Below are 19,127 nucleotides of genomic sequence, written 5' to 3' on the forward strand. Positions count from 1 at the left end.
CCTGCTACCGGGGGTGCGTCGCGCGAACTCTCGGCGTAGCTGGTTCCCCCGCGAGCGTGAGATAGCGGTAGCCGAGGGCGGTCAGCCGCCTGCCATCGAGCGAATGCCGGCCGTCGAGCAGGTGCGGCGAGCGCATCAGGCCGATGAACTTGGCCCAATCCAGCTCCCTGTAGTGGTTCCACTCGGTCACCAGCACCACGGCGTCGCTGTCGTCGAAGACCTCCTCGACCGACTCGCACAGGAACTCGGCGAGGTCCGGCTGCTCGCGGCGGAACCGCTCGGCAGCGACCGGGTCGTGCAGCTTCACCCGGGCACCGCGTTCCACGAGCCGCCGGGCGATGTCGATCGCGGGTGCGTCCCGCAGGTCATCGGTCTGCGGCTTGAACGCCAGACCGAGCAGGCCCACCTTGCGGCCCTTGAGGATGCGCAATTCGGCCAGCAGCCGCTCGACCACTGCGTCGCGCTGGCGCTGGTTGACCTCCCGGGCCGCCTTGACGATGGGCATGTCGTGGTTGTATTCGGCCGCCGTGGAGATCAGGGCCGCGGTGTCCTTGCCGAAGCAGGAACCACCCCAGCCGACGCCCGGCTGCAGGAACTGTCGGCCGATGCGGGCGTCGAGGCCGGCGCCGCGGGCCACCTCGAGGATGTCCGCGCCCACCCGCTCGGCCAACTGCCCGATCTCGTTGATGTAGCTGATTTTCAGGGCGAGGAACGCGTTCGCCGCGTATTTGATCAGCTCGGCCGAGGCCAGGTCGGTGGAGACCAGCGGCACGGCACCGATCTCAGCCGGGCGTGGCGCGAACGCCGGCGCGGTGAACGACTGGTCAAGGATCGGCCGGTAGAGCCGGTTGAGCACGTCAAGGCTGCGCTCGTTGTCCGAACCGATGACGATCCGGTCCGGATAGAGCGTGTCGTGGATGGCCGAACCCTCGCGCAGGAACTCCGGGTTGGACGCCACCGAGAACTCGCCGTCGACCCGCCGCCCGTGCGCGCGCTCGAACGACTCACGCAGGATCAGATCCACCCAGTTGCCACTGCCGATCGGCACCGTCGACTTGTTGACCACGACCGTGAACCCGTCGCCGACGTGCTCGCCGATGCTCTCGGCGGCCGAGCGCAGGAAGCGCAGGTCCGGCCCGCCATCGAGCTGCTGCGGTGTCTGCACGGCGACGAAGACCACCTCCGCACCGGCGAGAGCCTCGGCGTAGTTGGAGGTGAATTGCAGGTTCGGCGCCGCCTCGGAGAGCAGCTCGTCGAGGAATGGCTCGTAGATGGGCGACCCGCCGCCGCGCAGCAACTCCACCTTCGCCTCGTCGATGTCCAGGCACGTCACCTTGTGCCCGAGGAACGCCAAGCTGGCGCCCGTGGTCAATCCGACATAGCCCGTTCCGACGACGCAGACCCTCATCCTCGAGCGCTCCCTTGCAGTGCGGCGTTTCTCGGCTGAGCGGCGGGAGTTTACCCCTCCCACGTGGAGGGTGGGGTCCGTATCAGGTCGCTCGCACCTTGGGAGACCGGGTCGGGCAGCTGCGGACCCGCCGGCAGCTCATCGAACGGGCACGTGGGGCGAGGAGAACGTCAACGGGCGCTCCCGGCGGCCGGGGTGATCCGGTCCCAGGCGGGGATCGGCAGCGCGATCACCGCGGCCGGGAAGAGCCCGTGCTCCTCGTTGTCGATGTGCCGGTGCAACCGGTCGAGGGCGGCGAGCACCGCCGGCCAGTCCGGCGCGGCCCGGTCGACCCGGCCGAGCACGCCGTGAATGTCCCGATGCTCGGCGCAGAGCCGGGCCACCGCCTCGGCGAGGCTTCCCTCGGCGCGCAGCTCGGCGAAGAGGCCGTCCTCCTCGACGGTGGTGTGCGGCGTGAGCAGGGCCAGCAGCTCGTCGAGCGCGGTCAGGGCGTCCGGGTCGCCGCGGCGGACGGACGAGCGCAGCCGGCCGGCCGCGTCGGAGATCGACTCGTGTTCGGCCGCGAGCTGGCCGATCAGCGGAAAGTCCCGGCAGCCGCAGTAGTTGCACACGAGTTCCACCTCCCCGCCGGGCGGCCGTACGCCACCCGTACGTGCCTCATGGTGTCCACCGGTTACCGCCGGGATCAGGGCCGAAGGACCCGGGTGCGCCGGGACGGCGGGCCCTGACCCGGCCGTCCCGGCGGCGGCAGACTGCTCAGGCGGTGATCGGTTGGCGGGACAACCGGATCTGCCAGGTGTCCGGTCCGTCCTGGAGCCACTCGGCGGCCATGCCGCCCCGGTAGCGCGACGCGATCTCGGCCAGCAACGGCCGGGGCGCGTGCGGCGCGACCAGCACCAGCGCCCCGCCGTCCGGCAGCGCGTCCAGCGCCGCCAGCACGGTGGCGTGCCGGCGGTCGTGCGGCAGCGCCCGCACGTCGAGCCGCGGGTCGATGGCCAGCGTCGGGGCCGGCGCGTCGGCCGACACGCGGTCACCGCCGCACCCGCAGGTGCCACCGCAGCCACCCGACGAGTCCGCGGAGCCGAGCACATCGTGCATGCCGTCCAGCAGCGTCGCCAGGGACACCTCCGTGGCGTCCACCAGCAGCGGGACGACCAGCTCGTTCTCCTTGATCAGGTGGACGGCGAGGACCGCGGCGAGGGCCCGCGCCGTCGCGGCCGCCCGGACCGGCCCCGCGGCGGCTTCGAGCTCGGTCACCAGGTCGGTGATCGCCCGGTGCTCCGCGCGCATGCCGCGGATCAGCAGCGCGGCCTCCGGCCGGCCGGCGGCCACCGGGTAGAGGGCGCTCTCCTCGGCGTACGCGTGCGGCAGCAGCTCGTCCCGCAGCCAGGTGACCAGGCCGCCGCGGGCCTGGTCGGCCCGGACAGGGTCGCCCTGCTCGGCCGCCGCCAGCAGGTCCTGGACGTGCCGGTCGAGCGCCGCGGCGAGCTGGGCGTGGTGGCGGACCACCGCTCGGGTGGCCTCGCGGTCGGCTGTTGATCGTGCCTGGGACATGGGGACTCCCGTGGTTTCGACGATGAACGACGTTGTAACGTTATTCATCGTGGAAACCCTGAGAACAGGGCCGATCGGGGAACCGATCGACGCCGACCGGCACCGCGCCCTGGGCACCGAGAGCCGGGCCTCGATCATCGGCATCATCCGGGCGGCCGGCGGGGGCATGACCATCGCCGAGGTGGGGGAGCGGACCGGGCTGCACCCGTCCACGGCCCGCGCCCACCTGGACCGGCTGGTCGACGCCGGCCTGCTGGTCAAGGCCCGGGCCAGCGGCGGGCAACCCGGCCGGCCGGCCTGGCGCTACCGGATCGCCGCGAACGAGGCCCCAGCGCCGGCGCCGTACCGGGCGCTGGCCGCCGCCCTGCTCGACCACCTGTCCCGGCGAACCGGCGGGGACGCACGCGCCGAAGCCACCCGAGCCGGACAGGACTGGGGCCGCCACCTGGCCGCCGCCACCCCGGCCGGCGCGGACCCGCTCGACACGCTGCTCGGGGTGCTGCGCGGCCTGGGCTTCAGCCCCCGGCTGCACCACACCGGCGACGGCCGGACCGAGATCCATCTGCACACCTGCCCCTTCCTGGAACTGGTCAACCGCAACCCCGACGCGATCTGCAACCTGCACGTCGGCGTGGTACGGGGGGCCCTGGAACACGCCGGGGCGCCACCGGCCGCCGCCGTGGTCGAGCCGTTCGGCGCCCCCGACGCCTGCGTGGTGCGCCTGGCCGTACCCGAGGTCGGGCCGACCCGGGGCCGGCGCCGGCCGGCGGCCGACCCGACGCCGCGATGACCACCCGGGCGGGTGGGCGGCTCCCGGTCCTCGCGGCCGGCGGCCTGGCCCTGCTCACCGGCCTGTACGCCGCACTCCTGCTGCTCGGCCTGCCGCTGCCCGCCCCGCGGGCGCCCGTGGAGCAGGTGCACGGCCCGCTGATGGTGCTCGGCTTCGTCGGCACGCTGGTCGCCCTGGAACGGGCGGTGGCGCTCGGCGCCCGGTGGGCTCTGCTCGCCCCGGCCTGTTCCGGCGCCGGCGCGGTGGCCCTCGTGCTCACCGGCCCGAGCGTCCCCGCCCGGCTGCTGTTGATGCTCGCCGCCGTGCTGCTCCTGCTGGTCTACCGGCGGCTCTGGCACCGACAGCCCGGCCCGTCCCTCCTGGCGCAGGGCCTCGGCGCGCTCGCCTGGTACGCCGCCGTGCTGCTGTGGCTGGCCGGCGCGGCCGTGCCGGAGACCGTGCCGTGGCTGGCCACCTTCGTGGTGGCCACCATCGCCGGGGAACGCCTCGAACTGGCGCGGCTCGCGCTGCCCCCGCACGGGGTCCGCTGGTTCCTCGCCGCACTCGGCGCGCTCACCGCGGGGGTCACCGCCACCGCGCTGTGGCCGGACGCCGGGGCGCACCTGTTCGGGGTGGGCCTGCTCGCCGTGGTCGGCTGGCTGCTGGTCCACGACGTCGCCCGCCGCACGGTGCGCGGCCGTGGCCTGCCCCGCTACGTCGCGGTCGGCCTGCTCGCCGGGTACGCCTGGCTGGCGGTCGCCGGCCTGCTCTGGGCCGGTGCCGGGCCGGTCACGGCCGGCCCCCGCTACGACGCCACGCTGCACGCCACCTTCCTGGGCTTCACCATGTCGATGCTCTTCGTGCACGCCCCGGTCATCCTGCCGGCGGTGCTCCGTCGCCCGCTGCCCTACCGGCCCTGGCTGTACCTGCCGCTGGCCCTGCTGCACGGCAGCCTGCTGGTACGGCTCGTGGTCGGGGACGGCCTGGCCGTGTCGTCGGTCTGGCGCTGGGCGGGCGTCGCCAACGTCGTCGCCGTCCTCACCTTTCTCGGCTGCGCGCTGGCCGGCGCGCTGACCGGCGCCCGGCCCGTCCACCGGCCCGCGGTCGGACCCGTCCCGGCGGTGGGCTGATGGCCAGCCCCCCGACCGCAGGCCGGTCGACCGACCCCGGGTCGGCGACGCCCACCGGCCCGGACCCGACGGTCGGGGCGCGGCGGGCGCCGGTGGGGGAGACCGGGCGGGCGGCGTGGCACCGCCGGGTCGGCCTGCTGCCCACCGCGTACCTGGCCACCCTCGTCGTCCTGGGCTTCGTCCACCCGTTCCTGCCCGCCTGGCGTTGGCTGGCGATCCACCTGCTGCTGCTCGGCGCGGTCACCAACGCCATCCTGGCCTGGTCCGCGCACTTCACGGCGGCGGTGCTGCGAACTCCGCTGCCGGCCGGGCACCGGACCGAGGCGGTCCGCCTCACCGTGCTGAACGTCGGTGTGGTGGCCGTCCTCGGCGGCGGGGCGGCCGACCGGCCGTGGCTCGGGGTCGGCGGCGCCGTGCTGGTCTTCGCCGCGGTGGCCGCCCACCTGGCCTGGCTCGCCCGGCGGCTGCGGCGGGCCCTGCCGGCCCGGTTCAGCGTGACCGTCCGTTACTACCTGGCCGCGAGCCTGGCGCTGCTCGCCGGTGTCCCGGTCGGGGCCGGCATGCTGCTGACCGACGACGCGCACCGCCCCCGGCTGCTGCTGTTCCACGCGCACGTCAACCTGCTCGGCTGGGTCACCCTGACCGTGCTCGGCACGCTGCTCACCCTCTGGCCCACCATGCTGCGGACCCGAATGGCCGACGGCGCGGTACGGGCCGCCACCACCGCCCTGCCACTGGCCGCCACCGGGCTGCTCCTGCTCGGCCTGGGTCTGCTCGCCTGGTGGCGGGCCGTCATCGCGGTCGGGCTGGGCCTGTTCGTGCTCGGCGTCCTGGTGGCTCTGCGACCCGCGGTGGCCGTGGCGCGGGCCCGTCCCCCGTACGCCTTCGCCACCTGGTCGGTGGTGGCGGCGGCCGGGTGGCTCCTGGTCGCCCTGGCCGTGGACTCGGCCACCCTGCTGACCGCCGCCGAGCCCGCCGCGGCCGTCGACCGCTTCGGCGCGGTGCTGGTCCCGCTGCTGGTGGGCTTCGTCGGGCAGGTCCTGGTCGGCGCCCTGACGTATCTACTGCCGGTGGTCCTCGGCGGAGGTCCGGGGCCGGTCCGGGCCCGTGCCGACCGGCTGGACCGACACGGCCCGCAGCGGGTCGCGATGACCAACGCCGCCCTGGCGGTCTTCGCGCTGCCCAGCCCGCCGTACGTCCGTATCACCACGTCCCTGCTGATCCTCGCCGCGCTGGTGCAGTTCCTCGTGCCGGCCGCCCGGGTCCTGCTCACCGCCCGGAGGTGACCCGTGACCACGCCCCCCGCCCCGGTCCGGCCGCTCGGCGGCGTCGCCGCCGGTCTCGCCCTCGTCCTGGTCGCCGTGCTGGTCGGCGTGGCCGCCCAGCGGGTGACCGCCGGCCCGTCCGGGAACGGTGCCGCGACGGCGGTCACGCCGACCGGACACACCACGACCGTGCAGGTGGTGGCCGAGGGCATGCGGTTCCACCCGGCCCGGATCGAGGTGCCGCCCGGCGACCGGCTGGTGGTCGAGTTCCGCAACCGGGACCAGCGCCGGCACGACCTGGTTCTGGACAACGGGGCCCGTACCCCCTTGCTCGGCGAGGGGGCGTCGGCCCGCCTGGACGCGGGCGTGATCGGGGGTGTGACCCGGGGCTGGTGCTCGCTGCCGGGGCACCGGCAGGCCGGCATGACCCTCCAGATCGTCCCGACCGGCGTGGCGGCGTCACCCGCCGCGACCGGGTCCGCCGCGCCGCAGCCGAGCCTCGACGTGATGGCCGACCCGGGGCCGGGCTTCGCCGCCCGCGACGCGGCCGCGCCGCCCACCCCGCCGGGCCGGCTGCACCGTCGGGAGCTGCACGTGCGGGAGGTGGTGCGGGAGGTCGCCCCGGGCGTACGCCAGCGGCTCTGGACGTTCGACGGCACCGTGCCCGGGCCGGTGCTGCGGGGACGGGTCGGCGACACGTTCGAGATCACCCTGGTCAACGACGGCACGCTGGACCACGGGATCGACTTCCACGCCGGCGCCGTCGCGCCGGACGAGGTGATGCGTCCGATCGACCCGGGGGAGAGGCTCACCTACCGCTTCACCGCCACCCGGGCCGGCATCTGGATGTACCACTGCTCGACCATGCCGATGCTGCACCACGTCGGCAACGGCATGTACGGCGCGGTGATCATCGACCCGCCCGACCTGCCCCGGGTCGACCGGGAGTACGTCCTCGTCCAGTCCGAGTTCTATCTCGGGCCGGACGGCCAGCCCGGTGACCTGGCCAAGATGCAGGCCGAACGACCCGACGCCGTGGTCTTCAACGGCTATCCCGCCCAGTACGTCCACCGTCCGCTGCCCGCCCGCCCCGGGGAACGGGTCCGCGTCTGGCTGCTGGACGCCGGCCCCAACCGGGGCAGCTCCTTCCACGTGGTCGGCGCCCAGTTCGACACGGTCTATCGGGAGGGGCACTGGGAGAACCGGGTGACCGACCCAGGTGGGGCGCAGGTGCTGTCCCTCACCCCGGCGGCCGGCGGGTTCGTCGAGCTGTCCTTCCCGGCGCCCGGCGACTACCCGTTCCTCAGCCACGCCATGGTGGACGCCGAACGGGGTGCCCGCGGCCTCTTCGCCGTCCGTTGAAGTATTTCTACGGACAGTGGAGGCACGTTGTAGACAACCTACCTCGCTCCGTCTATCGTCGGCGGCAATCGAATGACATCCGTCGATTGATGGGAGCCCCGTCGGCGCCCCTCGGCGCACTCCCGGGCCCCGCCGAGACGAAGGAGCGTCCATGCCCGTGTCCGTAACCGCCCGTCGCCGCGTCCGGCTCCTGCTCGGTGGCGCCCTCGCACTGGTCACCGGGCTGGCCGCGCCCGCCACGCTCGCGCCACCCGCGGCCGCCGCGCCGGTCGGCGCGACCGCCGCCACCAGCCCGCTGGAGACGGCCTTCGCGACCGCGGCGGCCCGGTACGACGTCCCCCGGGACCTGTTGGTGGCGCTCGGGTACGCCGAGTCACGGCTGGACATGCACGCCGGCGCGCCCAGTGCCAGCGGCGGGTACGGCCTCATGCATCTGGTGCACAACCCCGCCGTCCGCACCCTCGACGAGGCGGCCCGCCTCACCGGGCTCGGGCAGCCGGCGCTGCGCACCGATCCCGCCGCGAACGTGCTCGGCGCCGCCGCGGTCCTCCGCTCCTACGCGGACCGGGACGGCCTGGGCCACGCCGCGCGCATCGACGTCAACCGGTGGCACACCCCCGTCGCCCGGTATGGCGGCGCGACCGAGCCGGCCGTCGCGCGGCTCTACGCCGACACCGTCTACGACCTGCTCCGCACCGGCACCCCCGCCGTACGCGGCGTGGCGGTGGCGGCACGTCCGGTTGCGCCGCAGCGAGGCGAACTGGCCCGGGTCGCCCCGCTCGGTGAGATCAGCACCCTGAGCACCGACTACGGGCCGGCCGCCTGGGCGCCCGCCAGCACCAGCAACTACACCGTCGCCAACCGGCCCACCAGCCACCCGATCAAGTACGTCGTCATCCACGTGACGCAGGGCTCCTACGCCGGCTCCATCAGCTGGTTCCAGAACCCGGCGGCGCAGGTCAGCGCGCACTACATCTTCCGTTCCTCCGACGGTGCCGTCACCCAGTCGGTGCGGGAGAAGGACATCGCCTGGCACGCCGGCAACTGGACGTACAACACCCAGTCGATCGGCATCGAGCACGAGGGCTACGTCGACGATCCCGCCTGGTTCACCGACGCGATGTACCGGGCCTCCGCGGCGCTCACCCGCACCCTCGCCGACCGGTACGGCATCCCCAAGGACCGGTCGCACATCATCGGGCACGTCGAGGTGCCCGGCGCCACCCACACCGACCCGGGCCCGAACTGGAACTGGACCTACTACATGCAGCTGGTCCAGGGGATCACCGGCATCGGATCGGGGACGGTGCACACCTCCTCGTCGGTCAACGTCCGCTCCGGTCCCGGCACCGGGTACGCCGTCGTCGGTTCGTTGACCGACGGCGCGAGCGTCTCGATCTACTGCCAGGCGATCGGCACCACCGTGACCGGGACGTACGGCACCAGCAGCATCTGGAACCGGATCGGCACCAACCGCTACGTCTCCGACGCCTTCGTCCTCACCGGATACGACGGCTTCATCCCGAACGTGCCCCGCTGCTGAATCCCCGCGCCGACCCGCCACCGGCCCTGTCCGTCAGCCGGTGGCGGGCCGGCCCGACTCGGCGAGGATCCCGGTGGCCTGGCCGAGCTCGATCAGGTAGCCGTCGGGGTCGCGCAGGTAGCACCGGATCTCCACGCCGTGGTCCTTCGGCTCGGTCAGGAACTGTCCACCCCGGGAGCGCCACAGCTCGTAGACGGCGCGGACGTCGGTGACCCGGATGTTGAGCGCGCTGCTGAGCACGTCCGGGTCCGCCGGAGCCTGGGCCCGGACGGTCGGCTTGTCGTCGGTCGGGCCGCCCTCGTCGTTGATCACCAGGTAGCCGTTGTGCAGCCGGAGGATGGCCGGCTGCCGTTCCCGGACGACCGTCGCGCCCAGCACGGTGCGGTAGAACTCCCGGGAACGGTCCACGTCCCGCACGATCAACAGGTGGGTGAGCACCAGCCCGTGCTCGGGCTGGAAGTAGTCCGGCGCCTCGTCCGTCACGGCGGCCCTCCTCCTGGTCGGCCCGAGGGGTACCCGCGCGCCGGCGGCGCACACTTCGGCGGCCCGCGCCGATCGCGCGGAGCGGGGCGGCGGGGCCGGTGGCCGGCCCCGCCGCCGTGCCGGGCGGATCAGCCCTTGTGCCACTTCTGGTTGGCCGTGCCCGCGCAGTCCCAGAGCTGGAGCTTCGCGCCGTCGCTGCCGTTCCAGTCCTTGATGTCGACGCACTTGTTGGCCTGGAGGTTGACCAGGTCACCGGCCGCGTTCAGGGTGAACTGCTGGGCGCCGGTGCCGTTGCAGGTGTAGAGCTGGACCACCGCGCCGTTGGCGGTCGACCCGCCGTCGACGTCCATGCACTTGTTGTTCTGGCTCTGCAGGGCCGTGCCGGTGAACGTCCACCTCTGCGCGTTGGTGCCGTTGCAGGTCCACATCTGCAGCTGGGCGCGGTCGACGAAGTTGGCGCTCGGCACGTCGATGCATTTGTTGTTCCAGTTGCTGACCACGGCCACCCCGGCGCTCGGGCCGCCGCCACCGAACGGGCTGAGGATCAGTCCGGCCGCCCGCGGGTCGCCGTCGTACACCAGCGACTCGAAGCCGCCGACGTCGTCGAAGGCGAACGCGTACGCCTTGCCGTCGACCATGTTGGCGTGGATCAGCCGCGCGTACTGGTTGGTGGGGGTGTTGCGGTAGAAGTCGGCGGCGTTGGTGCTGGGCTGGGTGTCGACGGTGCCCAGGGTGCCCCGGTTCAGCGCGGCGCAGAGCGTACGCGAGATCGGGCCGACCACCTGGTCGTTCGGCGCGGGCAGGTCGCCGTCGCAGCCCCAGACGCTGGCCGAGGAGGGCCGGTTGAAAGACGCGACCACCTGGCCGGCGCCGTTGGTGAAGGTCATGGTGCTGCCCGAGGTCCGGCCGTAGTACCGGACGGTCGGCTGGTCGGCGAAGGGAATCACGGTCAGCGTCTTCGTGGTGTACGCGTTCCACGCGGCGGCGATGTAGGAATCCAGGTAGGTGGGGCTGAGCAGCCCGGCGCCGGCCGCCTTGCCGGGGGCCAGGACGCGCAGCACGGTCCCGTCGGAGCGGGTGTAGACGGTGTTGGCCCAGCCCGACTGGGCCCGGATCCCGTCGATGACCGCGTTGCGCCCGTTGGCCACCAGGTCACCGGTCCGCTTGGTGACGCCGTTGGCGCCGGTGACGGTCACCGCGTGCGGCACCGCGAACATGTCGACCTGGGAGCTGTTCAGCCACAGCCCGGAGTCGTTGTAGGTGAACTCGCTCCAGTCGAAGAGAATGTCGCGGTTGGCGTCGCCGGCCGCCCACGGGGCGGGCTGCACCAGCCCGTCCGGGGTGAGGAAGAACTTCAGCTTCTGCCCGAGGGCGAAGTAGACCCGGCCGGAGAAGCCGCGCGGGAACTGGATCGTGGTGCTGCCGCCGTTGCCGGGACCCGGGATGGAGGCGTCGGGCGCGGGCGAGGGCGGTATCTGCCCGCCGGTCCAGGGCACGAAGGCGCCGCCGGAGGTGACGTAGCCGAGCCGGCCGGTGGTCAGTTGGACGCCGATGACGTAGAGGTAGACCGGGTCGGCGCGGCCGGTGGTGTTGGCGACGGTGACGGGCAGCAGAGGCGGGCCGGCCGCGCGGGCGGGGGCGGCGGCGACGGTGCTCGCGAGCCCGGCGAGCAGGGCGGACGCGACGGCGAGCAGCTTTCTTCGGAGACTCATGGCGACACCTCGCAGGCGAGCGGGACGGGAGAGAGCGCTCTCACAGGCTCTAATTGGCAACAACCTTTGTCAATAGTCGGTTGCCGATGTTTACCGCCGACCACCGCGACCTGCTGGCCCACAGCTAGGGTGCTGGCCATGATCGAGCCGCTGCCCTGGCCACCCCTCGCCGAGCTGCGCCGGCGTACCAGCGAGAAGTGGCGCCGGTATCCCGAGGACGTCCTGCCGATGTTCGTCGCGGAGATGGACGTGCCGCCCGCGGATCCGGTGGTGCGCGCGCTGACCGAGGCGATCGCACGCGGCGACACCGGCTACCCGCACGGCCCGGTCTACGCGGAGGCCTTCGCGGACTTCGCCGCCCGCCGGTGGGACTGGTCGGTCCGTCCGGAGCACACCGCCATGGTGCCGGACGTCATGCTCGGCATCGTCGAGGTGCTGAAGCTGCTCACCGACGACGGGGACGCGGTGATCCTGAACCCGCCGGTGTACCCGCCGTTCTTCATGTTCGTCGGGCATCTCGGCCGGCGGATCGTCGAGGCGCCGCTCGGTCCCGACGGCCGCCTCGACCCGGACGCGCTGCGCGCCGCCTTCCGCACGGCCACCGCCGGCGGGCGCCGGGCCGCGTACCTGCTGTGCAGCCCGCACAACCCGACGGGAACGGTGCACACCCGGCAGGAGCTGACCGAGGTGGCCGAGCTGGCCGCGCGGCACGGGGTGGGGGTGGTGGTGGACGAGATCCACGCGCCGCTGGTGTACCCCGGGGTCGAGTTCGTGCCCTACCTGACGGTGCCCGGCGGCGAGGACGGCTTCGCGCTGGTGTCCGCGTCAAAGGCGTGGAACCTGGCCGGCCTCAAGGCGGCGCTGGCGGTGGCCGGTCCCGCGGCGGCGGGGACGCTGAAACGAATGCCGGAGGAGGTCGGCCACGGCCCCAGCCACCTGGGGATCGTGGCGCACGCCGCCGCCCTCACCGAGGGTGTCGACTGGCTCGACCGGTTGCTCGTCGGCCTGGACCACAACCGCCGGCTGCTCGTCGACCTGCTCGCCGAGCGGCTCCCGGAGATCGGCTACCGGCCGCCGGAGGGCACGTACCTCGCCTGGTTGGACTGCCGGGCGCTGCCGGTGGGCGACGACCCGGCGGCGGTGTTCCTCGACCGCGGCCGGGTGGCGCTGAACCCCGGCCCCGACTTCGGTACGGGCGGGGCCGGCCACGCCCGGCTGAACCTGGCCACCGCGCCGGAGCACCTCCGGGAGGCGGTGCACCGGATGGCGGACGCCGTCACCCGTCGATCCGGGTGACGTTGCGGATCTTGTTGGCCGCGTCCAGGGCGGCCACCTTGTACGCCTCGGCCAGCGTCGGGTAGTTGAACACCGTGTCGACCAGGTAGTCGACCGTGCCGCCGCAACCCATCACCGCCTGTCCGATGTGCACGATCTCGGTGGCGCCGGTGCCGAACACGTGCACGCCCAGCAGCCGGCCGTCCTCGGGCGCGACGAGCAGCTTCAGCATGCCGTACGAGTCGCCCACGATCTGGCCACGGGCCAGCTCGCGGTAGCGCGCGATGCCCACCTCGAACGGCGTCGAGCTGTCGGTCAGCTCCTCCTCGGTCTTCCCGACGAAGCTGATCTCCGGAATCGTGTAGATGCCGATCGGTTGCAGCTCGGGCAGCTCGCGGACCGGTTCGCCGCAGGCGTGCTGCGCGGCCAGCCGACCCTGCTCCATCGACGTGGAGGCCAGGGCGGGGAAGCCGATCACGTCGCCGACGGCGTAGATGTGCTCCACCGCGGTGCGGTAGTTGGCGTCGACCGCGATCCGGCCCCGCCGGTCCGCCGTCAGCCCGGCCGCCGCCAGCGCCAGGTCGTCGGTCTGGCCCTGGCGGCCGGCCGAGTACATGACCGTGTCCGCGACGATCTTCTTGCCGCTCTTCAGGATGCACAGCGCGGCGGTCTGATGCTTCTCCACCGCGGCGACCTCCTCGCCGAAGCGGAACGTCACGGACAGGTCGCGCAGGTGGTACTTGAGTGACTCGACGACCTCCTCGTCGCAGAACTCGAGCATCCGCTCGCGGCGTTCCACCACGGTCACCCTGGTGCCGAGCGCGGCGAACATGGACGCGTACTCCATGCCGATCACCCCCGCGCCGACCACCACCATGCTGCGGGGCACGGCCTGGAGGTTGATGACGCCGTCGGAGTCCACGATGGTCCGGTCGTCGAAGTCGACGCTGTCCGGGCGGGCCGGGCGGGTACCCGCGGCGATGACGACCTTGTCGAAGGTGACCCGGGACTCGCGCCCGGAGCCACCGTCGACCCAGACCGCGTGCGGGTCCGCGAACCGTCCGGTTCCGGTGATCATCGCAACCCGGTTACGGGCCAGCTGATTGCGGATGACGTCCGTCTGCCGGCTGATCACGTGCTGGGTCCGGGCGGCCAGGTCGGCGACGGTGATCTCCTCCCTGACCCGGTAGCTGCTGCCGTACAGGTCCCGCTGGTTCAGCCCGGTCAGGTAGAGCACAGCCTCGCGCAGCGTCTTGGAGGGGACGGTGCCGGTGTTGATGCAGACCCCGCCGATCATGTCGCGCCGGTCCACGATGCCGACCCGTCGGCCGAGCTTGGCGGCGGCGATCGCGGCCTTCTGCCCGCTGGGTCCGGAGCCCAGGACCAACAGGTCGTAGTCGTACACAGCGTCCAGCGTCGCAGGATGTCGCCGGCGGCGCCAGACGAGCCGGCGGCGGGGCCGGTCGCGGATCATGCGCCCCGACCGACGACATCGGCAGGCCGGTACGTACGGTCGGGGACGTGGACACCGATGTGATCGTGGTCGGGGCGGGCCTCGCGGGCCTGGTCGCCGCCGCCGAGGCGGCCGACGCCGGCCGCCGCGTGCTGCTGCTGGACCAGGAGCCCGAGCAGAACCTCGGCGGGCAGGCGTGGTGGTCGTTCGGCGGGCTCTTCCTGGTCGACTCGCCCGAGCAGCGGCGGATGGGCATCCGCGACTCCGTGGAGCTGGCCTGGCAGGACTGGACCGGCAGCGCCGCCTTCGACCGGCCCGAGGACCACTGGCCGCGCCGCTGGGCCGAGGCGTACGTGCACTTCGCGGCCGGGGAGAAGCGGGCCTGGCTGCGCGGCCAGGGCCACCGGATCTTCCCGGTGGTGAGCTGGGCTGAACGCGGTGGCGGAGCGGCGCACGGGCACGGCAACTCGGTGCCCCGGTTCCACGTCACCTGGGGCACCGGCCCGGGCGTGGTCGAGCCGTTCGCCCGTCGCGTGCGAGCCGCCGCCGAGCAGGGCCGGATCCGGCTGCTGTTCCGGCACCGCGTCGACGAGCTGGTCACCAGCGGGGGCGTGGTCACCGGCGTCCGCGGCGCCGTCCTGGCCCCGGACGACGCCCCCCGCGGCCGTCCCACCTCCCGCACCGTGGTCGGCGACTTCGCGTACGCGGCGCAGGCCGTGATCATCACCTCCGGCGGGATCGGCGGAAACCACGACCTGGTCCGGCGCGCCTGGCCGGCCCGGCTGGGCACCCCGCCCGACCGGATGGTCACCGGGGTGCCCGCGTACGTGGACGGCCGGATGCTCGCCGTCACCGAGGCGGCCGGCGGCCGGATCATCAACCCCGACCGGATGTGGCACTACACGGAGGGGCTGCGCAACTGGGACCCGGTCTGGCCCGGCCACGGCATCCGGATCCTGCCCGGACCCTCGTCGCTCTGGCTGGACGCGACCGGCCGGCGGCTGCCGGCGCCGCTCTTCCCCGGCTTCGACACCCTGGCCACCCTGCGCCACCTGCGCGGCACCGGCCACGACTACAGCTGGTTCGTGCTCACCCAGAAGATCCTGGAGAAGGAGTTCGCGCTCTCGGGCTCGGAGCAGAACCCGGACCTGACCGACCGCAGCGTCCGGCAGCTGCTGCAACGGGTACGACCCGGCGCGCCCGCTCCGGTCGAGGCGTTCAAGCGGCACGGCGCCGACTTCGTGGTGGCCGACGACCTGGCGACGCTGGTCGACGGGATGAACAAGCTGGCCGCCGAGACCGGCGGGCCGCAGCTCGACGCCGCCGAGGTGCGCCGGGTCGTCGAGGCCCGCGACCGGGAACTGGCCCACCCGTTCGGCAAGGACGCCCAACTGCACGCCATCCGGGACGCCCGCCGCTACCGGGGTGACCGGCTGATCCGGGTCGCCACCCCGCACCGGCTGCTCGACCCGGCCGCCGGCCCGCTGCTCGCCGTGCAGTTGCACGTGCTCACCCGCAAGACGCTGGGCGGGCTGCACACCGACCTGTCCGGAAGGGTGCTGCGCCCCGACGGCGAGCCGCTCGCCGGGGTGTACGCGGCCGGCGAGGTCGCCGGCTTCGGCGGTGGCGGCATGCACGGGTACAACGCCCTGGAGGGCACCTTCCTCGGCGGCTGCCTCTTCTCCGGCCGGACCGCCGGCCGGGCCGCCGCCGCGGCCGTCGGCTGAGCCGCCGGGTCAGCGGAGGGCACCTCAGTCGCCGGCCGGTCGGTCGGGGGTCCGGGGGCGGGCGCGTAGGTGGGCGCGCTCGCCCTGCCGGCCGAAGAGGCTGAGGATCTCCACCGGTTCGGCGTCGGCCGCGCCGAACCAGTGCGGCACCCGGGTGTCGAACTCGGCCGCCTCGCCGGGGGAGAGCACCAGGTCGTGTTCCCCGAGGACGACCCGCAGCCGCCCGTTGAGCACGTACAGCCACTCGTAGCCCTCGTGGGTCTGCGGGTCCGGCTCGGCGCGGCGGCCGTCGCCCGGCAGCACCAGCTTGTACGCCTGGATGCCGCCGGCGCGGCGGGTCAGCGGGAGCATGGTCATCCCGTGCCGGGTGATCGGGCGCAGGTGCACGCGCGGGTCCCCGGTGGGTGGAGCGTCGACGAGTTCGTCGAGCGTGACGCCGTGCGCCCGCGCGAGGGGGAGCAGCAGTTCCAGGGTGGGCCGGCGGGTGCCGGACTCCAGCCGGGACAGGGTGCTCACCGAGATGCCGGTGGCCGCGGCGAGCTCGGCGAGGGTGGTCTCGCGCTGCTGGCGCAGCGCGCGGAGCCGGGGTCCGACCGCGTCGAGGGTCTGGTCGAGGGCGTCGTCCATGCCCCCAGTTTGCCACTTCGGCAACAACATTTGCCGGCCGGCGGGGGTGGCCCGCATGGTTGTCGCGGGAGGTGGTCACGGTGACCGAACAGCTCGAAGAGGCGTACGACGTGGTGGTGGTCGGCGGGGGTGCGGCCGGTTTGAGCGGGGCGCTGACCCTGGCCCGGTCCCGGCGCACGGTGGTGGTGCTCGACGCGGGCGCCCCGCGCAACGCCCCGGCCGCCGGGGTGCACGGGCTGCTGGCCCGGGAAGGGACGCCGCCAGCCGAGCTGCTGGCACGCGGCCGGGCGGAGGTCCGCGGGTACGGCGGTCAGGTGCTGCCCGGCGAGGTGACGGCGGTGACCCGGGACGGTGAGGGCTTCACGGTGACGCTAACCGACGGCCGGTCGACCCGGGCCCGCCGGTTGCTGGTCGCCAGCGGCCTGGTCGACGAGCTGCCCGACGTGCCCGGACTGCGGGAACGGTGGGGACGGGACGTGCTGCACTGCCCGTACTGCCACGGGTGGGAGGTCCGGGACCGGGCCATCGGGGTGCTGGCCGGCGGGCCGATGTCGGTGCACCAGGCGCTGCTGTTCCGCCAGTTGAGCGCCGACGTGACGTACTTCGCCCACACCACCGCGCCGCCCGAGGGCGAGCCGGCCGAGCAGCTCGCCGCCCGGGGCGTGCGGGTGGTGCCCGGCGAGGTGGCGGCACTGGAGGTCGTCGAGGACCGGCTCGTCGGGGTACGGCTGGCCGACGGCACCCTGGTCCGGCGGGACGCCCTCGCGGTCGCACCACGGATGGTGGCGCGGGCCGGTTTCCTGGCGGCGCTCGGGCTGCCGACGGCGGAGCATCCGTCGGGGATGGGCGAGCATGTCCCCGCCGAGCCGACCGGCCGGACCTCGGTGCCCGGGGTGTGGGTGGCGGGCAACGTCACCGACCCGGCCGCCCAGGTCGGCGCCGCCGCGGCGGCCGGCACGGTGGTGGCCGCCCAGATCAACGCCGACCTGGTCGGTGAGGAGGCCCGCCGCGCGGTCGCCGCGCTGCGGGAGCCGTTCTCGCCCGCGATCGAAGCGCGAGTGGGTGAACTGGTGGCGGGCGACCGCCGGCACGGGCTCTGACCCGGGAAGGAAGCTGTCACATGTCCGAACAGTTCGACGAGGCGTACTGGGAGCAGCGGTACCGCGGGCACGGCCCCGCCCACCGGCGAGCGCCACACCCGTACCTGATGGCGGCGGTGGAGGACCTGCCGCCCGGCGTGGCGCTGGACGCGGGCTGCGGCGAGGGCGCCGAGGCCGGCTGGCTCGCCGCGCGCGGCTGGCGGGTGACGGCGGTGGACATCTCCGCCACCGCGCTGCACCGCGCCCGCGAGCACGCCGCCACCCTCGGCGCCGACGTGGCCGACCGGATCGAGTGGGTGCGGGCCGACCTGACCGGCTGGACGCCGCCAGCGGAGCAGTTCGACCTGGCCTGCGCCCACTACGTGCACCCGGCGACGGCGGACGCGGACCTGCTGCGGCGGCTGGCGGCGGCGGTCGCCCCGGGCGGCACGCTGCTCGTGGTCGGCCACGCCCCCACGTCGCCCGGTACGGCCGGGCGCCGCCGGCCGGGCGGGCGCGGGACCCCTCAGCGCAGCCGGACCGGCCCGGCGTCGATCCGGACCCGGAACAGCCCGTACGGCTTGCGGCGCAGGTCCTGCCCGCACTGGTACCTCGGCTGCCGGTGCAACTGGTTGGCGGTCACGTAGAGGTACCCGTCGGCGGCCACCGACATGGTGTCGGGCCACAGCAGCCGCGGGTCGTGCGCCACCGTCTCGTACTCGCCGTCGGGCCGCCGCCGCAGCACCGCGTTCTGCTCGTACGAGGTCAGGTAGACCCGGCCCGCGTCATCGGTCTCCAGGCCGTCCGCGCCGCCGCCCTTGTCCCCCTCGTCCACCACCGTCGTCGCGACCTCGGCGTCGTCGAGGGTGCGGTCGGCCAGCGCGTCGGTGGCGACGCTGTACCAGCGCCGGGACGCGAGCGGGCAGTAGTGGAGCCGCGCCCCGTCGGCGGAGATGGCGATGCCGTCGGAACCTATCGCCATCGGCTTCGGCGGCCCGTCCGGCGGCCGCTCCAGGAACGGCCGCCCCTCCACCACCGGCCGGAAGTCGGACAGCGGCTCCGCCTTCGTGGACGGGTGGTCGTGCAGCCGCCGCCAGGACGCGCCGCTGGCCAGGTCCACCACGATGATCCCGTTCGGCCCGGAGACGGACGAGTCGGTGACGTAGGCGATGCCGGCCTCCCCGCGGCGCAGGTCGAACCGCACGTCGTTGAGGTACGTCGACGGCAGCGCCACGTCCGTCGGGAAGGTGATCGACTGGGCGACCCGGTCGGTGTCCAGGTCGATCCGGACCAGCTTCGGCCCACCCGGGCGGGTCGGCTGGAACATCGGGCTACCGGTGTCCAGCACCCAGAGCCGGTCGGCCGGGTCCACCACGACGCTCTGCACCGAGACGAAGGCGGTCGGGTCGTCCTCGTCGGCCGGGCTGTTCCACGCCTCGTCGGGGAACGGCACCTCCCGGCCGTCGCGCAGTTCCACCACGGTGGCGGTCACCGGGTCGCCCCACTTCGGGAAGTTGACGAAGATCCGGCCGGTGTGCGAGACGCTCACCCCGGTCGGCATGGGACCCGTGAACGTGTGCACCAGCTCCAGCTCGCCGACCGGCTCGTCGCGTACGGGCCCGTTCATCCGCTGCTCCTGCCTCCCGGTTGAGGGTCGCCCTTCCCGCCGCCCGGCCCGGCAAACCTCGCCGGGACCCCCCCGCGCGGGCGTCACCACCGGCGGACTCGGCGCCCGCCGCC

At 74.0% G+C, this 19,127-nt stretch carries 16 protein-coding genes and 1 pseudogene; 9 read left to right on the forward strand and 8 right to left on the reverse strand.

What is annotated here, in order from left to right:
* Positions 1 to 4: 4 nt before the first annotated feature.
* From ACZ6S5_RS18315 to ACZ6S5_RS18325, 3 genes are all read right to left on the reverse strand, one after another.
* Positions 5 to 1,408 (reverse strand): UDP-glucose dehydrogenase family protein, encoded by a 1,404-nt coding sequence (locus ACZ6S5_RS18315; RefSeq protein WP_466001818.1) that lies wholly within the window; start codon positions 1,406 to 1,408, stop codon positions 5 to 7.
* 170 nt (positions 1,409 to 1,578) lie between these two features.
* The gene (locus ACZ6S5_RS18320) at positions 1,579 to 2,019 is read right to left on the reverse strand and encodes a hemerythrin domain-containing protein (protein ID WP_466001911.1); all 441 of its coding nucleotides are present in this window, start codon (positions 2,017 to 2,019) and stop codon (positions 1,579 to 1,581) included.
* Between the two features lie 145 nt (positions 2,020 to 2,164).
* A complete protein-coding gene (locus ACZ6S5_RS18325; RefSeq protein ID WP_466001820.1) occupies positions 2,165 to 2,962 on the reverse strand; it encodes a DUF2249 domain-containing protein in 798 nt (265 codons plus the stop codon).
* 58 nt (positions 2,963 to 3,020) lie between these two features.
* Between ACZ6S5_RS18325 and ACZ6S5_RS18330 the strand changes: the two genes are divergently transcribed.
* The 5 genes from ACZ6S5_RS18330 to ACZ6S5_RS18350 all read left to right on the forward strand — a co-directional run bounded on the left by ACZ6S5_RS18330 (position 3,021) and on the right by ACZ6S5_RS18350 (position 9,031).
* Positions 3,021 to 3,752 (forward strand): helix-turn-helix transcriptional regulator, encoded by a 732-nt coding sequence (locus ACZ6S5_RS18330; protein ID WP_466001913.1) that lies wholly within the window; start codon positions 3,021 to 3,023, stop codon positions 3,750 to 3,752.
* Positions 3,749 to 4,861 (forward strand): hypothetical protein, encoded by a 1,113-nt coding sequence (locus ACZ6S5_RS18335; protein ID WP_466001822.1) that lies wholly within the window; start codon positions 3,749 to 3,751, stop codon positions 4,859 to 4,861. Before ACZ6S5_RS18330 ends, ACZ6S5_RS18335 begins: the two co-directional genes overlap by 4 nt.
* A complete protein-coding gene (locus ACZ6S5_RS18340; RefSeq protein WP_466001824.1) occupies positions 4,861 to 6,147 on the forward strand; it encodes a hypothetical protein in 1,287 nt (428 codons plus the stop codon). Before ACZ6S5_RS18335 ends, ACZ6S5_RS18340 begins: the two co-directional genes overlap by 1 nt.
* Before the next feature lie 3 nt (positions 6,148 to 6,150).
* Complete coding sequence (locus ACZ6S5_RS18345; RefSeq protein WP_466001826.1) at positions 6,151 to 7,488, forward strand: multicopper oxidase domain-containing protein; 1,338 nt, start codon at positions 6,151 to 6,153, stop codon at positions 7,486 to 7,488.
* 151 nt (positions 7,489 to 7,639) lie between these two features.
* Complete coding sequence (locus ACZ6S5_RS18350; RefSeq protein ID WP_466001828.1) at positions 7,640 to 9,031, forward strand: N-acetylmuramoyl-L-alanine amidase; 1,392 nt, start codon at positions 7,640 to 7,642, stop codon at positions 9,029 to 9,031.
* Positions 9,032 to 9,064: 33 nt separating this feature from the next.
* Here the strand turns inward: ACZ6S5_RS18350 and ACZ6S5_RS18355 are convergent, their stop codons facing one another.
* Both ACZ6S5_RS18355 and ACZ6S5_RS18360 read right to left on the reverse strand, forming a co-directional pair.
* Complete coding sequence (locus tag ACZ6S5_RS18355; RefSeq protein ID WP_466001830.1) at positions 9,065 to 9,514, reverse strand: VOC family protein; 450 nt, start codon at positions 9,512 to 9,514, stop codon at positions 9,065 to 9,067.
* Positions 9,515 to 9,642: 128 nt separating this feature from the next.
* Positions 9,643 to 11,226 carry a glycoside hydrolase family 64 protein gene (locus tag ACZ6S5_RS18360; RefSeq protein ID WP_466001832.1) on the reverse strand — a complete coding sequence of 528 codons (1,584 nt, stop codon included), beginning with the start codon at positions 11,224 to 11,226 and terminating at the stop codon, positions 9,643 to 9,645.
* A gap of 138 nt (positions 11,227 to 11,364) precedes the next feature.
* Between ACZ6S5_RS18360 and ACZ6S5_RS18365 the strand changes: the two genes are divergently transcribed.
* Positions 11,365 to 12,522 (forward strand): MalY/PatB family protein, encoded by a 1,158-nt coding sequence (locus tag ACZ6S5_RS18365; RefSeq protein WP_466001834.1) that lies wholly within the window; start codon positions 11,365 to 11,367, stop codon positions 12,520 to 12,522.
* On the opposite strand, the gene sthA is transcribed toward ACZ6S5_RS18365, so the two are convergent.
* Positions 12,503 to 13,975 carry a Si-specific NAD(P)(+) transhydrogenase gene (sthA, locus tag ACZ6S5_RS18370; protein WP_466001836.1) on the reverse strand — a complete coding sequence of 491 codons (1,473 nt, stop codon included), beginning with the start codon at positions 13,973 to 13,975 and terminating at the stop codon, positions 12,503 to 12,505. The genes ACZ6S5_RS18365 and sthA overlap by 20 nt on opposite strands.
* A gap of 47 nt (positions 13,976 to 14,022) precedes the next feature.
* Between sthA and ACZ6S5_RS18375 the strand changes: the two genes are divergently transcribed.
* Entirely contained in the window at positions 14,023 to 15,681 is a 1,659-nt protein-coding gene (locus ACZ6S5_RS18375; protein WP_466001838.1) for an FAD-binding dehydrogenase, read from the forward strand.
* Between the two features lie 24 nt (positions 15,682 to 15,705).
* On the opposite strand, the gene ACZ6S5_RS18380 is transcribed toward ACZ6S5_RS18375, so the two are convergent.
* On the reverse strand, positions 15,706 to 16,308 hold the full coding sequence (locus ACZ6S5_RS18380) for a helix-turn-helix domain-containing protein (RefSeq protein WP_466001840.1): 603 nt from the start codon (positions 16,306 to 16,308) through the stop codon (positions 15,706 to 15,708).
* Positions 16,309 to 16,388: 80 nt separating this feature from the next.
* Here ACZ6S5_RS18380 and ACZ6S5_RS18385 point away from each other — a divergent pair, with 80 nt between their 5' ends.
* Both ACZ6S5_RS18385 and ACZ6S5_RS18390 read left to right on the forward strand, forming a co-directional pair.
* Positions 16,389 to 17,408: an NAD(P)/FAD-dependent oxidoreductase gene (locus tag ACZ6S5_RS18385; RefSeq protein WP_466001842.1), complete on the forward strand. Its 1,020-nt coding sequence runs from the start codon at positions 16,389 to 16,391 to the stop codon at positions 17,406 to 17,408.
* 20 nt (positions 17,409 to 17,428) lie between these two features.
* Positions 17,429 to 17,800, forward strand: a pseudogene (locus tag ACZ6S5_RS18390) (class I SAM-dependent methyltransferase); the annotation flags it as partial.
* Positions 17,801 to 17,913: 113 nt separating this feature from the next.
* Here ACZ6S5_RS18390 and ACZ6S5_RS18395 read toward each other — a convergent pair.
* Complete coding sequence (locus ACZ6S5_RS18395) at positions 17,914 to 19,014, reverse strand: L-dopachrome tautomerase-related protein (protein ID WP_466001844.1); 1,101 nt, start codon at positions 19,012 to 19,014, stop codon at positions 17,914 to 17,916.
* Positions 19,015 to 19,127 lie beyond the last annotated feature (113 nt).

This window comes from Micromonospora sp. NPDC051924 (genome assembly GCF_055586005.1).

Coding starts and splice junctions, on each gene's coding strand:
- ACZ6S5_RS18360 (WP_466001832.1), bottom strand. CDS start 11,226: ATGAGTCTCCGAAGAAAGCTGCTCGCCGTCGCGTCCGCCCTGCTCGCC.
- ACZ6S5_RS18315 (WP_466001818.1), bottom strand. CDS start 1,408: ATGAGGGTCTGCGTCGTCGGAACGGGCTATGTCGGATTGACCACGGGC.
- ACZ6S5_RS18395 (WP_466001844.1), bottom strand. CDS start 19,014: ATGAACGGGCCCGTACGCGACGAGCCGGTCGGCGAGCTGGAGCTGGTG.
- ACZ6S5_RS18340 (WP_466001824.1), top strand. CDS start 4,861: ATGGCCAGCCCCCCGACCGCAGGCCGGTCGACCGACCCCGGGTCGGCG.
- ACZ6S5_RS18365 (WP_466001834.1), top strand. CDS start 11,365: ATGATCGAGCCGCTGCCCTGGCCACCCCTCGCCGAGCTGCGCCGGCGT.
- sthA (WP_466001836.1), bottom strand. CDS start 13,975: ATGATCCGCGACCGGCCCCGCCGCCGGCTCGTCTGGCGCCGCCGGCGA.
- ACZ6S5_RS18335 (WP_466001822.1), top strand. CDS start 3,749: ATGACCACCCGGGCGGGTGGGCGGCTCCCGGTCCTCGCGGCCGGCGGC.
- ACZ6S5_RS18380 (WP_466001840.1), bottom strand. CDS start 16,308: ATGGACGACGCCCTCGACCAGACCCTCGACGCGGTCGGACCCCGGCTC.
- ACZ6S5_RS18325 (WP_466001820.1), bottom strand. CDS start 2,962: ATGTCCCAGGCACGATCAACAGCCGACCGCGAGGCCACCCGAGCGGTG.
- ACZ6S5_RS18350 (WP_466001828.1), top strand. CDS start 7,640: ATGCCCGTGTCCGTAACCGCCCGTCGCCGCGTCCGGCTCCTGCTCGGT.